The sequence below is a fragment of the Croceivirga thetidis genome (genome assembly GCF_012272815.1).
Taxonomy (GTDB): domain Bacteria; phylum Bacteroidota; class Bacteroidia; order Flavobacteriales; family Flavobacteriaceae; genus Croceivirga; species Croceivirga thetidis.
In genome coordinates this window covers 171,052-184,747 of record NZ_JAAWWL010000002.1, presented here as the reverse complement: position 1 = coordinate 184,747, position 13,696 = coordinate 171,052, and the positions used below count along the sequence as shown (strand labels likewise).

General features: G+C 36.5%; 12 protein-coding genes. 6 read left to right on the top strand and 6 right to left on the bottom strand.

The window, feature by feature from the left end; genetic code table 11:
- Positions 1 to 5: 5 nt before the first annotated feature.
- Entirely contained in the window at positions 6 to 386 is a 381-nt protein-coding gene (locus HCU67_RS08540; protein ID WP_168552221.1) for a RidA family protein, read from the top strand.
- On the opposite strand, the gene HCU67_RS08535 is transcribed toward HCU67_RS08540, so the two are convergent.
- The 4 genes from HCU67_RS08535 to HCU67_RS08520 all read right to left on the bottom strand — a co-directional run bounded on the left by HCU67_RS08535 (position 379) and on the right by HCU67_RS08520 (position 7,858).
- Positions 379 to 1,230 (bottom strand): N-acetylglucosamine kinase, encoded by an 852-nt coding sequence (locus tag HCU67_RS08535; RefSeq protein ID WP_168552220.1) that lies wholly within the window; start codon positions 1,228 to 1,230, stop codon positions 379 to 381. The genes HCU67_RS08540 and HCU67_RS08535 overlap by 8 nt on opposite strands.
- Before the next feature lie 67 nt (positions 1,231 to 1,297).
- Complete coding sequence (gene gap / locus HCU67_RS08530) at positions 1,298 to 2,299, bottom strand: type I glyceraldehyde-3-phosphate dehydrogenase (RefSeq protein WP_168552219.1); 1,002 nt, start codon at positions 2,297 to 2,299, stop codon at positions 1,298 to 1,300.
- A gap of 19 nt (positions 2,300 to 2,318) precedes the next feature.
- Positions 2,319 to 3,305, bottom strand: a complete 987-nt coding sequence (pfkA, locus tag HCU67_RS08525; RefSeq protein ID WP_168552218.1) for a 6-phosphofructokinase — start codon at positions 3,303 to 3,305, stop codon at positions 2,319 to 2,321.
- A gap of 122 nt (positions 3,306 to 3,427) precedes the next feature.
- Entirely contained in the window at positions 3,428 to 7,858 is a 4,431-nt protein-coding gene (locus HCU67_RS08520) for a translocation/assembly module TamB domain-containing protein (protein ID WP_345890700.1), read from the bottom strand.
- An 81-nt stretch (positions 7,859 to 7,939) separates the two neighbouring features.
- Between HCU67_RS08520 and tsaD the strand changes: the two genes are divergently transcribed.
- A complete protein-coding gene (gene tsaD, locus HCU67_RS08515) occupies positions 7,940 to 8,968 on the top strand; it encodes a tRNA (adenosine(37)-N6)-threonylcarbamoyltransferase complex transferase subunit TsaD (protein WP_168552217.1) in 1,029 nt (342 codons plus the stop codon).
- 18 nt (positions 8,969 to 8,986) lie between these two features.
- Entirely contained in the window at positions 8,987 to 9,691 is a 705-nt protein-coding gene (locus HCU67_RS08510; protein ID WP_168552216.1) for a 16S rRNA (uracil(1498)-N(3))-methyltransferase, read from the top strand.
- Here HCU67_RS08510 and HCU67_RS08505 read toward each other — a convergent pair.
- The gene (locus HCU67_RS08505; protein ID WP_168552215.1) at positions 9,688 to 10,449 is read right to left on the bottom strand and encodes a DUF1223 domain-containing protein; all 762 of its coding nucleotides are present in this window, start codon (positions 10,447 to 10,449) and stop codon (positions 9,688 to 9,690) included. The genes HCU67_RS08510 and HCU67_RS08505 overlap by 4 nt on opposite strands.
- Positions 10,450 to 10,487: 38 nt before the next feature.
- Between HCU67_RS08505 and HCU67_RS08500 the strand changes: the two genes are divergently transcribed.
- From HCU67_RS08500 to HCU67_RS08490, 3 genes are read left to right on the top strand one after another with little or no spacing between them, the layout of a single operon-like run.
- Positions 10,488 to 11,141 carry a DUF4159 domain-containing protein gene (locus tag HCU67_RS08500; protein WP_168552214.1) on the top strand — a complete coding sequence of 218 codons (654 nt, stop codon included), beginning with the start codon at positions 10,488 to 10,490 and terminating at the stop codon, positions 11,139 to 11,141.
- A 1-nt stretch (position 11,142) separates the two neighbouring features.
- Entirely contained in the window at positions 11,143 to 12,243 is a 1,101-nt protein-coding gene (locus HCU67_RS08495) for an AI-2E family transporter (RefSeq protein ID WP_168552213.1), read from the top strand.
- Between the two features lies 1 nt (position 12,244).
- Positions 12,245 to 13,447, top strand: a complete 1,203-nt coding sequence (locus HCU67_RS08490) for a THUMP-like domain-containing protein (RefSeq protein ID WP_246865745.1) — start codon at positions 12,245 to 12,247, stop codon at positions 13,445 to 13,447.
- On the opposite strand, the gene HCU67_RS16790 is transcribed toward HCU67_RS08490, so the two are convergent.
- The gene (locus HCU67_RS16790) at positions 13,424 to 13,654 is read right to left on the bottom strand and encodes a DUF6970 domain-containing protein (RefSeq protein ID WP_428047522.1); all 231 of its coding nucleotides are present in this window, start codon (positions 13,652 to 13,654) and stop codon (positions 13,424 to 13,426) included. The genes HCU67_RS08490 and HCU67_RS16790 overlap by 24 nt on opposite strands.
- Positions 13,655 to 13,696 lie beyond the last annotated feature (42 nt).

The window sequence follows — 13,696 nt, the reverse complement described above, 5'->3', positions numbered from 1 at the left end:
AGGTTATGAAAAAAATTATAACAACTTCCAATGCCCCAGGCCCTATCGGACCTTATAACCAAGCCATTTTAATAAAAAATACGCTGTATATCTCAGGTCAGACTCCAATCGACCCCGCTACCGGAAAGTTAGTTGAAGGAGATGTAAAAGATGAGGCGAAGCAATGCATGAAAAACTTAGGTGCTATTCTTGAGGCGGCCGATATGACTTTCGAAAATGTTGTAAAAACATCTATTTTCTTAAAAGATATGCATCAATTTTCTCAAGTAAATGAAGTCTACGGAGGTTATTTTAATGCCGAAACCGCACCTGCAAGAGAGACAGTTGAAGTAGCCAATCTACCGATGTTTGTAAATGTGGAAATTTCGATGATTGCGGTTAAATAGTTTCTCTATGAAACTCTACCAATCCATCAATTGGTCTTCTGCGAATTTCCCCAAGAATTAAATCGTTTCTTTCGATTACTGTTTCCAGTTCTTCCCTTAGAAAATGGGCAATACTCCCTACAAAATGGATTGGAACTTTAGTTGCCAGTTCAAATTGCATGATATAATTATTTACGAACTGTTGAAACGCCTTGTCTATTACACCACGGCAATAAGGATGTGATTTGTTTTCAATTAAAAAACGTGCAAAGGTCGCCAGATAGGTGTTAGGGTTAGGCTGCTTGTAAAGATTCTCTTTTATAACATCTGCTTCCAACTCGTGCTCTTTTGCAAATTTAATTCCCAAATCTTGGGGCATTTTATGAAAATAGTAGTCGCGAAGTAATTTTCTTCCAAAGAAATTACCACTACCATCATCCATTAAAATATACCCTAATGAAGTAACCTTTTGAAAAAGCTGATGGCCATCATAATAACTACAATTTGATCCCGTACCCAAAATACAGACAATACCTTGATGTCCAATTTTGGTCGTTGAGTAGATAGCGGCGTAGGTATCTTCTCGAACTTCAACCTTAGCCTTCGGAAAGAATTCTGTAAAAATTTCTTTTAAAAAAATCTTCATCCTATCCGTACCACATCCAGCACCATAGAAATAAAGATTGGTAACATCCTCCTTATTTTTTGAAATATCAAAGTTATTGGCTAATCTATCTTCGATTACCTCACGTGTCAAGACCTCAGGACTCAAGCCTAAAGTTTGGGTATTAAAGAGTTTGTCACCTTTTTCGTCTAAGGCAATCCAATCAGCTTTGGTCGCCCCACTATCGACTATTAAAATCATATTGGAAATAGAAATATTCCTGAAAAATAAGAATTAATCTTACTCTTCAGGAATATGGATTTGAAAATTACAAACTGGCAACGTGGCCCATCAAATCAACCATTTTGTTTGAGAAACCAGCTTCATTGTCATACCACGAAATCAATTTGAAAAAGTTTGAGTTAAGCTCGATTCCTGCTCCCGCATCAAAAATACTAGTTCTAGCATCAGAGACGAAATCTTGAGATACAACAGCTTCTTCGGTATAACCTAAAATGCCTTTCAATTCATTTTCTGAGGCGGCTTTGAATGCAGCCTTAATTTCTTCATAAGAGGTTGCCTTTTCGGTTTTAACGGTTAAATCAACAACCGATACATCAGCAGTTGGAACACGAAATGCCATCCCAGTCAATTTACCTTCCAAAGCTGGGATTACTTTTGTTACTGCTTTAGCAGCACCTGTAGAAGCTGGAATTATATTCAACATAGCACTTCGACCACCACGATAGTCTTTTCGTGAAGGACCATCAACGGTCATCTGTGTAGCGGTTGTAGCGTGAACGGTAGTCATCAAACCTTCAACAATACCGAAGTTATCATTAACCACTTTTGCTAATGGTGCCAAGCAGTTCGTAGTACAGGAAGCATTTGAAACTATTTTATCGCTGGCCTTAACATCATGATGGTTAACACCCATTACAAACATTGGCGCATCTTTCGAAGGCGCGGAAATCACCACTTTTTCGGCACCACCATCAATGTGGTATTGTGCCATTTCTAAAGTTGTGAAAATTCCGGTACACTCAGCAACGATAGTTGCTCCAACTTCATCCCATTTCAGGTTCTTTGGGTCTCTTTCAGCAGTGATACGAATCGTCTTACCATTTACGATTAGGTTACCATCTTTAATATCAACCTCACCATCGAACCTACCATGAACAGAATCATATTTTAATAGGTAAGCTAAATGTTCAACATCAAGAAGGTCATTGATAGCAACGACATCAATATTGTCTCGTTTTACGCTTGCCCTGAAAACCAGGCGACCAATTCTACCAAATCCGTTAATACCAATTTTTGTATTTGCCATTTTTAAGTGTTTTTAAGTTTTAAGTTGTCATGATATCTGAAACCCTCAATAATTCCATATCGATTTCAGTATGCGCTTTTATAGCTTCTTCAATTGGGGTCAGAACTAATTTGTTATCTCTGATTCCAACCATATAATTTGATTTGCCTTCTATAAGGGCTTCTACCGCTCGAACACCCATTCTACTTGCCAGAACCCTATCAAAACATGTTGGATTACCACCACGTTGCATATGGCCTAGTACCGAGACCCTTACATCGTAAATTGGAAGATGCTCTTCTACATATTCTTTGAGTTCAAAAACATTTTTTCCAATTTTATCACCTTCGGCAACGATTACTATACTTGATGATTTACCCGATTTCTTACTTCTTTTCAAAGAATCTAAAAGACGCTCCAAACCAAGGTTTTGCTCAGGTATCAAAATCTCTTCTGCTCCAGCACCAACACCTGCATTTAAAGCAATATGGCCAACGTCTCGGCCCATAACCTCAACAAAAAAAAGCCGGTTATGTGAACTTGCCGTATCCCTGATTTTGTCAATTACATCGACAACTGTATTTATTGCTGTATCAAAACCAATTGTAAAAGAGGTTCCCAATATGTCATTATCAATAGTGCCCGGTATGCCCATAACTGGGAAATCATATTCACGGTTGAATTTGACCGCTCCAGCAAAACTTCCATTACCCCCAATTACAACAAATGCATCAATGCCTTCCTTTTTTAATTGGTCGTAGGCCTTCTTTCTACCTTTCTCGGTTCTAAATTCTTCACATCGGGCTGATTTAAGAATTGTCCCACCTTTGTTAATGATATTGTTAACACTTCTAGCATTCATCTGCTTGAAATCTCCATCTATCATTCCTTGATAGCCTCTATAGATTGCAACGCATTCGATATTTTTATAGGCACAGGTTCTTACTACAGAACGGATAGCAGCGTTCATTCCTGGTGAATCTCCTCCAGAGGTGAAAACTGCAACTTTCTTGATGTTTTCAGTCATATTTGAAACAAAGAATTGCAAAACTAGCAAATGTCGGTTCAATAAAAAAAAAAGGCGAATGCAGACCAAAATCTACAACGATTTCGGTGGTAATTTTTAATGAAAATTTTAAGAATTGTTTGTTATTTGGGCTTTTGAGAAGATTTCTTGGAGTAAAACTTAATTAAGCTGTCTTGGCCCATTGTAGTGTTACTTATAAATTCTTCTTCTTTAGGATTTTCAACCTCCCTGTTTTTTTTAAAAATCTTCCTTAATAAGTCCCTAAAATTATTAAAGTCTACTTGATAAGAAAGTCCAACACCTTGAGTATATCCAATCTGTTCGGTTAAAAACCGTTGAATTTCGTTTTCGCGGTTAAAAATTTTCGCACTCAAAGTACCTTCTTCATTCAATAAGATTTGAACTTCAACATCTCCAGCCACTACAGTTTCTGATACTCCCCCGACCGGTACACCTACCCTGCCGTTAACCAAAATGCGATCAGATAGTTGGGTAGAAATATTTACCCCTACCCTATCTTCGTCAAATTCGGTATACCCTTGTTCATATGACAGACCAAAATTAAATTTATCGTTATCCCCAGCGAGTACCGAATTAAGTAATCCAGAGGCAGTCTGAATTAAATTTCCCGTTACTGCTTGCTGATTTATACTGGTAGTTTCACCATAAAAGGTGCCTTGCGCAAGCAGGTAAAATGCATTATTACTTTTAATGGTGGGGTCTTGCAGTCTGTATTCCAATTCTGACTTTAAAACTGAACTAGTACCCGGAAAGTCTATATCAAAATCAATGGTCGGACTTTCAAGCTGGCCATCTAACCTAACAATAACATCCGTCGGTATCCTGCGAACCCCCTGGGCATTATCGCTGTCTAACAAGGGTGCTGGATTTGCTGTCAAAGAATAAATTGCCTCTAAGTCCAACTGAGCAGCCAAAGGGTCTCCATCCCAACTTATTTGTCCTCCGGGCTGTACGGTAAATGTTTTATCAATAACCCCAGCTCGTTTAAATCGATATTGACCCGATACCACAACAAAGTTTCCATACATGTTGAATTTACCATTGGTATTTATCTCAAAAAGCAATAGTCCTTCCCCCGTGCCCTTTAATGAACTACCAGTTTGTTGATCAACAACAATCTCAACCTCAGCCTCTGGAGTAACATCCAAATCGAAGAACAATTCAACTCCTTCATATTCATCTAGTACCCGATCAGCCTCAAACGTGGTCGACTGATTTTTTTCTATAAAATTTATAAATGAATAATCACCTACACTAGTCAAATCACTTAGAGGTATTTTTAAAGAAGTACCTCTAGCTGTAGAACCCTCGAAATTTATATTAAGGGCATTCACCGGTCCATAAACCTTTCCTTGACCATTAACAAAGCCTGTTCCGTAATAAAGGGCTTCTTCTTCAAATTCAGTATCAAGAATCATGAAACGACCTTCATCAGCATTGACGTTTAAGTCAAGGGTCCAATCAGAAAAATCGGTATGTGAAATTGTTCCATCTAGAATGGCCCTTGTACGCTCCTTGGTGTCTGTGAGTTCTATATTCTCAAAGAAAAAGGTTTGATCAAAAAGACGTACTCGCGATAACGGGGCAAAATCATAGTCTGTGTTTAGATAAGCGATACCCATGCCCGCTTCGTTCATTGTTAAACTTCCGTCAATACTAGGATTTCGTGCATTACCAGTAACACGGGCGCTACCACTCAAAAACCCTCTGATATTCGAGATGACATCCTCACCTAAAGGGGCGAGCGGCTCCAAAGAAAAATCCTCAAAAGTCGCCAATAAATCAAGTGTAGTTTCAGTCTTAGAGTCGAAAATTTTACCGCTCATGCCGAATTGCTCTTGGCCTTTGTAGGTCAACCATGTATTAACTCCGTATTCAGTTAAATCATCGTTACCGAATATCATCATCTCCATGTCACCCAGAATCGTTTTGTTAACAGAAAAATCGTCGATTCTTAAACTCGATGAAGGCAAATATTTTCCATCTTTCTGGAGAATATTCAAAAACCCATCAACTTGGCCATCAAGTTTAAGACTATCGATGTTGGGGGTTATTTTGTCCAACGAAACCAATTTGAACTCCAATTCCAAATCTTTGAAGGTTGAGTCGGCCATTTGACCGTTCAAACGAATTCTTTCGTTGTTCATATTATCCATTACAATTTCTTGAATTCGCAAGCTATCCAATGAGTTGTTTATAATAATTTTATTTTGCTGGTTGCCTTCTGAATTCAACAACCAGGTATTACCCTTAAAACTCACATCCGATTTCTTAAGTCCGATTACCGAACTGTTATTACCAGAAAAAGTATGGTAAAAATTTAGGTTGTATTCATCGTCATTATCACCACCACCTTTGAATTCAGTTCTAAAAAACAGGGTGTCTTTTAATGTGGTATTTATTAAACTAAAGTCTTTGACATCATAGTAAATTGTTGACATTTCATCAACTGTCAAAAAGGTATTGAACAATGGGTTATTATTATCTATTTGTAGCTCGACCCCATCAAATTTATTTCTAAAAGCTTCAATTTGAGGGGACTCGAAAGTGAGTTTGAAATCTTTTTCATTTGATACAATTCTTCCCTTGATTGAAGTATCAGGACCAAAGCTAACATCGGGAAAAAAGACGTCTACAATTTTATTATAAATATTGAAATTAAAATTGATACGTTGACCTGATGAGATTTCAAATGGTTCATAATTAGTGTAAATGCTTCCAACTGAATTTTGAACCAATTTACCTAATTCATTAACTTTAAAAATACCACGAGCATACCCTTCTATGATATCAGGAGAGTTTATGCTAATTTCTCGAATTGAATCTCCTTCAAACTTTGAAACTATATTGAAATCATCAAAAAAATAGATTTCATTTTTGTTCTGATATGCAGTATCAGTAAAATTCACTTCTCCAGCAATATTATCTAGTGTATTACCTGTAATATCCATTTTTACATTACCTCTAAATATTGAAATACTGTCGTTTATGAAGCGCATTTTCTTTAAATCTGCATAATCGACATCGGCAATAAAATTGAATTGGTTTCGACCACCTCCAAAATTTGCTAATCCTTGAAAATCGAATCTCAAATTTTGGTCATTGCAATTGAGTCTACCATCGAATAACTGATCTTTCAGAATACCTGAAACCTTAATATCATTATACTCATAACCACGATAGACGAGTTTGTCAATTTCACCAGTGGCCCGGGTATTTAAAAATTCTGGTGTAAAGCCCCTACCCTCAACATCAAGATTTAATGTGGTTTTGCCAAAAGTTGGATCTTCCAAAAAAACACCAATATCAAACTCTTCAAAAGAAACAAGCCCCCTATATGAGGCATTATCAACATTATTGACATTCGTCATTTGTAGATCAGTTGTGGCGTTTCCGATAGCCGTAGTAAGATCAACTTGGGCATCAACTGAACTTTCTGTAATTTCTGCAATTCCACGTACGGAAAATCCACCAAGATTTTTTAGGGAGCTTGGTATGTTTCTACCCAATAATCTTGGTAGAATAGATCTAAGTTGGTAATAGCTAGAAGAGACTCTATTCAAATCTGCATTGATAATAAAAGGTTCCGTTTCCCTAAAAAGATTTCTGAAATTAAAATCACCGTTGATTCTGGTGTAATCAGAATTTAATACCAGATTCTGCGCTTCAAAGTCATTAAGCACTCCTTCAAAATCTCCAGAAAAAACTGCCACTTTATCCTTTCCAAATTCATTGAAAAACAGATTAAGTTCATTGAATGCAATTTTAGAATCATTAAAGCTTGCCTTCAATTTTACCGCGTCCAAAAATTGCGCGAAATCTTTGCGGTCGTAAGAAAACACCAATTGACCTTCTAGATTCGATTCCGGTGTTTTAATCCCAAGATTTTCGAAACGCATCTCTTGTTTGGTGTATTTGAATTGAGTCTTCAAATTCTCCATTCTTAGACCACGGTTAAAATCAAATCCTAATTCTTTGATATCCAAACTTACTTCCGGACCTAAAATTTGAAAATCATTAGCCAAAACTTTTAGATTCCTAAAGTCTAAGATTTTTGGTTCTTCTAAGTTTTCATCATTCAGTCTATAGCTACCATCTTTAATTTTTATCTCTGTAGATGACATATAAAAAGGAGGTGTACCCGGTTCTCGAGGTTTGCCATCATCCAACTTATCTACAAAAACATCTAAGTTGGTGTCACGTTCGCCCTTATAGGTTTTCATATTGAACAGCAGTCCTTCAATATCAAAATCACCAAACTCCAATTTACCGTCAATTAAATTTTTGACGCTCAAAATTGATGTGGAAACTTTATCTATAAAAATTAAGGTATCACCTTGATAATCTTCAACATAAATACTTTTGATATGAGTATTCATGGTTAAAGGAGAAATTTGTATTCGCTCCATTTGAATATTCGTACCAAACTCTCCATTCAAATCTGAGGTGACCCTTTTCGCTATACTTGTTTGAACTGCAGGAATGGAAAATACCAAGGTTGCCACTACTAAAATCAGTAAAATGAACAGCACAACCCGAAACAGTATTTTGCGGAGTTTTTTGATAGGGACCTAACTTTTATCTTTGTTCGACAATTTTTGTTCCAAACTTTAATGAATCATAAAACAACTTACATATTAGCCATTGAATCATCTTGTGATGATACGTCAGCTGCAGTTCTTGCAAATGACAAAGTGCTTAGCAATGTTGTTGCCAACCAAGAAATTCATCGCAAATATGGTGGTGTGGTTCCCGAATTGGCATCGAGGGCGCATCAACAAAATATCGTTCCCGTGGTTCATCAAGCTTTGGCTCAAGCAAATATCGATAAAAAAGCGCTATCAGCTATTGCCTTTACTCGTGGTCCTGGACTTATGGGTTCCCTTTTGGTAGGCACCTCATTTGCCAAATCCATGTCGATGGGACTGGAAATACCCCTAATTGAGGTCAACCACATGCAAGCACATATATTAGTTCACTTCATAAAGGATGAAAACCAAAAAACGCCTACATTTCCTTTTTTGGCGATGACCATTAGTGGCGGGCATACGCAAATCGTATTGGTCAAGGACTTTTTAGAGATGGAAATTCTTGGGCAAACCTTAGATGATGCTGTTGGTGAAGCATTTGACAAAAGCGCAAAATTATTAGGTCTACCCTATCCAGGTGGGCCACTAATTGACAAACTTGCAAAAAAGGGAAATCCACGTGCTTATCCTTTTCCAAAACCTAAGGTAGATGGTTTAAATTTTAGCTTCAGTGGTCTTAAGACCAGTATCTTGTACTACATTCAAAAACAAACCAAGGCAAATCCAAATTTTTTGGAAGAAAACCTAGAAGACGTTTGTGCAAGTATCCAATATACCATATTGGAAATTTTAATGGAAAAGCTTGAGAAAGCAGTGAATCAAACCGGAATAAAACAAGTGGCTATCGGAGGTGGCGTTGCAGCGAATTCTGGAATTCGAAATCGATTGGCTGCTGCCGAACATGAAAAAGGTTGGCAAACCTATATTCCAAAATTTGAATTTTGTACGGATAATGCTGCTATGATTGGTATTGTTGGCTATTTGAAATATTTACAAAAAAACTTTTCAGCTAAAAATGTAGTTGCGAAAGCGCGATATGTCATAGGGGAATAATAACTAATAAATAAAAAAATGCAACTTTTTTACAACCCTTCATTGGATAATAGCTTTAAACAATTTTTCTTTTCAGCTGAGGAGAGCAAGCACATAGTGAGGGTATTACGAAAAAAGGAAGGCGATATTCTTCATATAACCAATGGACAAGGAAGCCTGTTTGAAGCGGAAATTTTAGTTGCGGACGTTAAAAAGTGTAAGGCGCAAATAATCAATGAAGAACGCTCCATACCCAAAATGTTCTCAGTGCATTTAGCAGTCGCACCAACGAAAATGAACGATAGATATGAGTGGTTTTTGGAGAAAGCTACGGAGATAGGGATTGATGAAATCACCCCTATCATTTGCGAAAATTCTGAGCGTAGAGTTATAAAACAAGAACGTTTTGAACGCGTACTTCAGGCAGCTATGAAACAATCATTACAAACCAGATTACCCAAATTAAACGCACCTACATCATTCAATGACTTCATTTCGAAAACCGAGGGAGAATTACAATTCATAGCGCATTGTGATGATTCTGAAAAAGTTGAACTTAAGAGAAGATTGGCTGCAGATAAAGACGTTGTCATATTGATAGGTCCGGAAGGTGATTTTTCGAAAAACGAAATAAAAGAAGCTATGGAAAAGGGTTTCACCCCAATTACCATGGGTAAAAATAGACTACGAACGGAGACAGCAGCAGTTGTAGCTTGTGCTACCATAGCTATCGTCAATGCCTAATTTATTTTTTCTTTAGCGGCCCCTGTTATCGTTAGATCTGAAGTTTCAATGATTATCATTAAGCTCAATTCATCGTTTTCAGACACCAATTCTGGAATCTTAATAATCCCAGATTTTTCATTTATGTTACTTAAGTACTTTTCGGCAACAACAATATTCGTATTCTTAAGTGTTCGGTTTCGATTCTCTCCCCGAGAAACCTTAGTAATTCGCTCGTTAAGCACCAAAACGGCCCTCACATCTTTATCCTTAACACTGCCTAGCAGTTCGTAATTGAATGAAATCGTATTGTTTTTCTTTCCAACATTTTTTATTTCAACTTGGTTTGTTGGATTTAAGTTCTTTTTTGATTCAATGGCATTGTACATTTTTAACCTGTTTGAACCGACAAAATGTTCACTTCCGTTTACAACCAACTGTGGTGTATAATTACCCCTACTCCTAAGTTTTGAATTATAAAATCGCTGTTTAGTCGAGAATTTTGATTGACTAAAAGGGTCCTTCCAACCAATGTAATTCCAATAATCAACGTGATACGATAATGCGTACACGTCTTTAGGGTACTTTACTTTTACCTCATCCAATAAAACATCAGCGGGTGGACAACTCGAACAACCCTGAGAAGTAAACAGTTCTAAAACAACAATTGGTTTAAAATTTGAAGTAGTTAATTTATTTTCAGGTTCATTACTAGCCAAAAAAGCTGTCGATAACAGGCCAACAAGTACTATTGTTACAATTGAGAGATTCTTAATCACGAAAATGTTATTTTTGATTACCCTTGATTATTCGGAAAATGCACAGGATTCTTACCAAATCAATACTGTTTTTAACTCTTTTTGTGATTAACACATCGCTATCACAAGAGATTGCCATTTTAAAATATGGTGGTGGCGGTGATTGGTATTCCAACCCAACGGCACTACCGAACTTAATTCGTTTTTGCAATCAGGAAATCGATACCAAGATCAATTCAAAACCTGAAACAGTTGAAGTAGGTAGCGTGGGCATTTTTCAGTATCCTTTTCTGCATATGACGGGTCATGGAAATGTATTTTTTACAGCAGAAGAAGCTGAGAACCTTAGAACTTATTTATTGTCCGGGGGGTTCCTTCATATAGACGACAACTACGGAATGGAAACTTATTTCAGGAGAGAATTGACTAAAGTCTTTCCTAATAGTGAATTGGTGGAATTAGGAAGTGACCATCCGATATTCAATCAAAAATTTAAATTCCCCAATGGATTACCAAAAATTCACGAACATGACGGTGAACGGCCGCAAGCGTTCGGAATTTTCGAAGAAGGTCGATTGATGCTTTTATTTACCCTTGAAAGTGATTTGGGTGATGGTTGGGAAGACCCTTCAGTTCATAATGACCCAGAAGAAGTTCGAAAAAGGGCTTTGCAGATGGGCGCAAATATTGTTCAATACGTTTTTAAATCTTAAAATGGAATCCAAAAAAATAGCCAACGGCATTTTGCGTGCAGTTCTGATTTTAGCGGCCATTGTTTTGGTTGGTTATTTCTTATATGCCATTCGTTCGGTTTTGGCCTATTTAGCAATTGCAGCTGTTGTTGCTCTTTTAGGGAGGCCCATTGTTCTGTTTTTAAGAAGGAAACTAAAATTCCCAAACACGGTAGCTGTAATTGTGACCATGGTGTTTATGGTATCTATCTTTTTAGGCATATTGGCCCTATTCATACCTCTAATTAATGAGCAAAGTAAAAATTTATCCCTTTTAAGTGTTGAAGACCTTCAGAAAAACCTAAATCTCCTTTATGCCCAGATTATGGATTATCTGGGTACATCAACCTCCGATGTCAATAACCTAATCAGGGATTCTGAAATTGAAAAAAATGTGCTTTCTGGTATTAACCTAAATTTCATACCCAATTTGCTAAATTCAGTGGTTAACGTGGTTAGTGAATTTAGTATAGGATTGTTCTCTGTGCTATTCATTTCTTTCTTTTTTCTTAAAGACAGTAAGTTGTTTCAGAATGGTATAATGACCTTCATTCCTGATCAAAAAGAGGGTAATACAATTAAATCCATTGATAAAATCAATAATTTACTTTCACGCTATTTCGGTGGAATCTTACTTCAACTTTTTATTCTTTTTGTTATTTACACCGTAACTCTTTTAATAGTTGGTGTTGACAATGCCATTGTAATTGCATTTCTCTGCGCACTGTTTAATATTATACCATATGTGGGGCCCATAATTGGTGGTACCATTATGATAGTTCTGACCATGACCAGTCATTTGGGAATGGATTTTAGCACTGTCATTTTACCTAAGGCGACTTACGTTCTTATCGGTATTGTTATTGGTCAATTGGTGGATAATTTCTTTTCGCAACCGTTTATTTTTTCCAATTCAGTCAAGTCACATCCGCTTGAAATATTCTTGATCATCATTATTGCAGGCTTACTCTTCGGAATCACTGGAATGGTAATTGCCGTGCCTGGTTACACTGCCATCAAAGTTATCTTGAAGGAATTTCTTTCGGATAATGCAATCGTACAAAAATTGACAAAAAACCTCTGAATTGAATTCCAAATTGCTTCAAAAGGAAGTTCAAGATTTCATTTCCGAAAATTGGAATTCAGACCCTATGAAATTGCTTTTAAAAAAGCCGATATTTCCTGGTATTTCACAAGACGAATTGGTTCATCAATTAGTAGGCAAAAAGAAAGCCAATGATAAATTACCAACATGGTTTTCTAATAACCATGTTGTTTATCCTTCTAAATTGAGCATGGAACAAACTTCTTCAGAAACCGCTGCGATGTATAAATCCACTATAGTTCAAGGCGATAATCTCATAGATTTGACAGGTGGTTTTGGGGTGGATAGTTATCTCTTTTCAAGCAAGTTCAAAGAAGTATTGCATTGTGAATTGAATTCCGAACTATCAATGGTCGCAAAACACAATTTTGACGTATTAGGAGCAAATACTATTAAAACGATAGCAACTGATGGAATTAACTATTTAAACGAAACCGAAAAAACGTTTGACTGGGTTTATATTGACCCAGCACGGAGGGATGGAAACAAAAAGAAAGTATTTCTTTTAGCCGATTACCAGCCGAATGTTCCAAAGAACCTAAAGTTACTTTTTGATAAAACTGAAAATATTCTAATAAAGACCTCTCCAATTCTTGATATTTCGAGTGGCATAGAGGAATTGAAGTTTGTAAAGGAAGTTCATATTGTAGCCATTAAAAACGAAGTAAAAGAATTGCTCTGGGTACTAAGAAAGGACTTTGAGGGAGAGGCCATTATTAAAACAATAAACATTCTGCCAACCTCAAATCAGACTTTTAATTTTCATCCTTCAAGCGAAAAAAAAGCAATCGCAGAATTTTCCAAAGTGCAACAGTTTCTTTTTGAACCGAATGCCTCAATTTTAAAGTCAGGTTGTTTCAAGATAATTGGTATCGAATTTGGACTAAAAAAATTATCCAAGCATACACACCTATATACATCGGAAAAATTGGTTGAATTTCCTGGGAGGATTTTTGAAGTGTTAGATGTATTCCCCTTCAATAAAAAACAGCTCAAAAAGCTAAATTTTGAGAAAGCCAATATCACTATTCGTAATTTTCCGATTACTGTTAAGCAACTTCGAAAAGAATTTAAGATAGGTGATGGAGGTGAGAACTACTTATTTTTTACTCAAGACTCCGAAGGAAATAAGATCGTTATCTGGAACAAGAAAATTAAATCATCGGGGATCAATCCAGATTAATTCTAGGTTTTTTAAATTTTCAAAGATATTATTCGGACAGTTTGCTGTTCCTCCTACTCCACCAATTTCACATAGATATTCGCATTCCGAATTTAATATAATGGCGAAATCTGAAATTCCTCTTTTTTCTGAATAAACATATATACGGTTGTTATTGTAAAATCCTTGCTTGATCTCACTTCTTGGAGTTTGTGGAGGTTCAGTCATAATTTTTTCAACGGTTTCTTGTAAACATAGGGGTTCTAGGTC

Coding starts and splice junctions, on each gene's coding strand:
- HCU67_RS08540 (WP_168552221.1), top strand. CDS start 6: ATGAAAAAAATTATAACAACTTCCAATGCCCCAGGCCCTATCGGACCT.
- tsaD (WP_168552217.1), top strand. CDS start 7,940: ATGAATCATAAAACAACTTACATATTAGCCATTGAATCATCTTGTGAT.
- HCU67_RS08510 (WP_168552216.1), top strand. CDS start 8,987: ATGCAACTTTTTTACAACCCTTCATTGGATAATAGCTTTAAACAATTT.
- HCU67_RS08495 (WP_168552213.1), top strand. CDS start 11,143: ATGGAATCCAAAAAAATAGCCAACGGCATTTTGCGTGCAGTTCTGATT.
- HCU67_RS08535 (WP_168552220.1), bottom strand. CDS start 1,230: ATGATTTTAATAGTCGATAGTGGGGCGACCAAAGCTGATTGGATTGCC.
- pfkA (WP_168552218.1), bottom strand. CDS start 3,305: ATGACTGAAAACATCAAGAAAGTTGCAGTTTTCACCTCTGGAGGAGAT.
- gap (WP_168552219.1), bottom strand. CDS start 2,299: ATGGCAAATACAAAAATTGGTATTAACGGATTTGGTAGAATTGGTCGC.
- HCU67_RS08500 (WP_168552214.1), top strand. CDS start 10,488: ATGCACAGGATTCTTACCAAATCAATACTGTTTTTAACTCTTTTTGTG.
- HCU67_RS16790 (WP_428047522.1), bottom strand. CDS start 13,654: ATGACTGAACCTCCACAAACTCCAAGAAGTGAGATCAAGCAAGGATTT.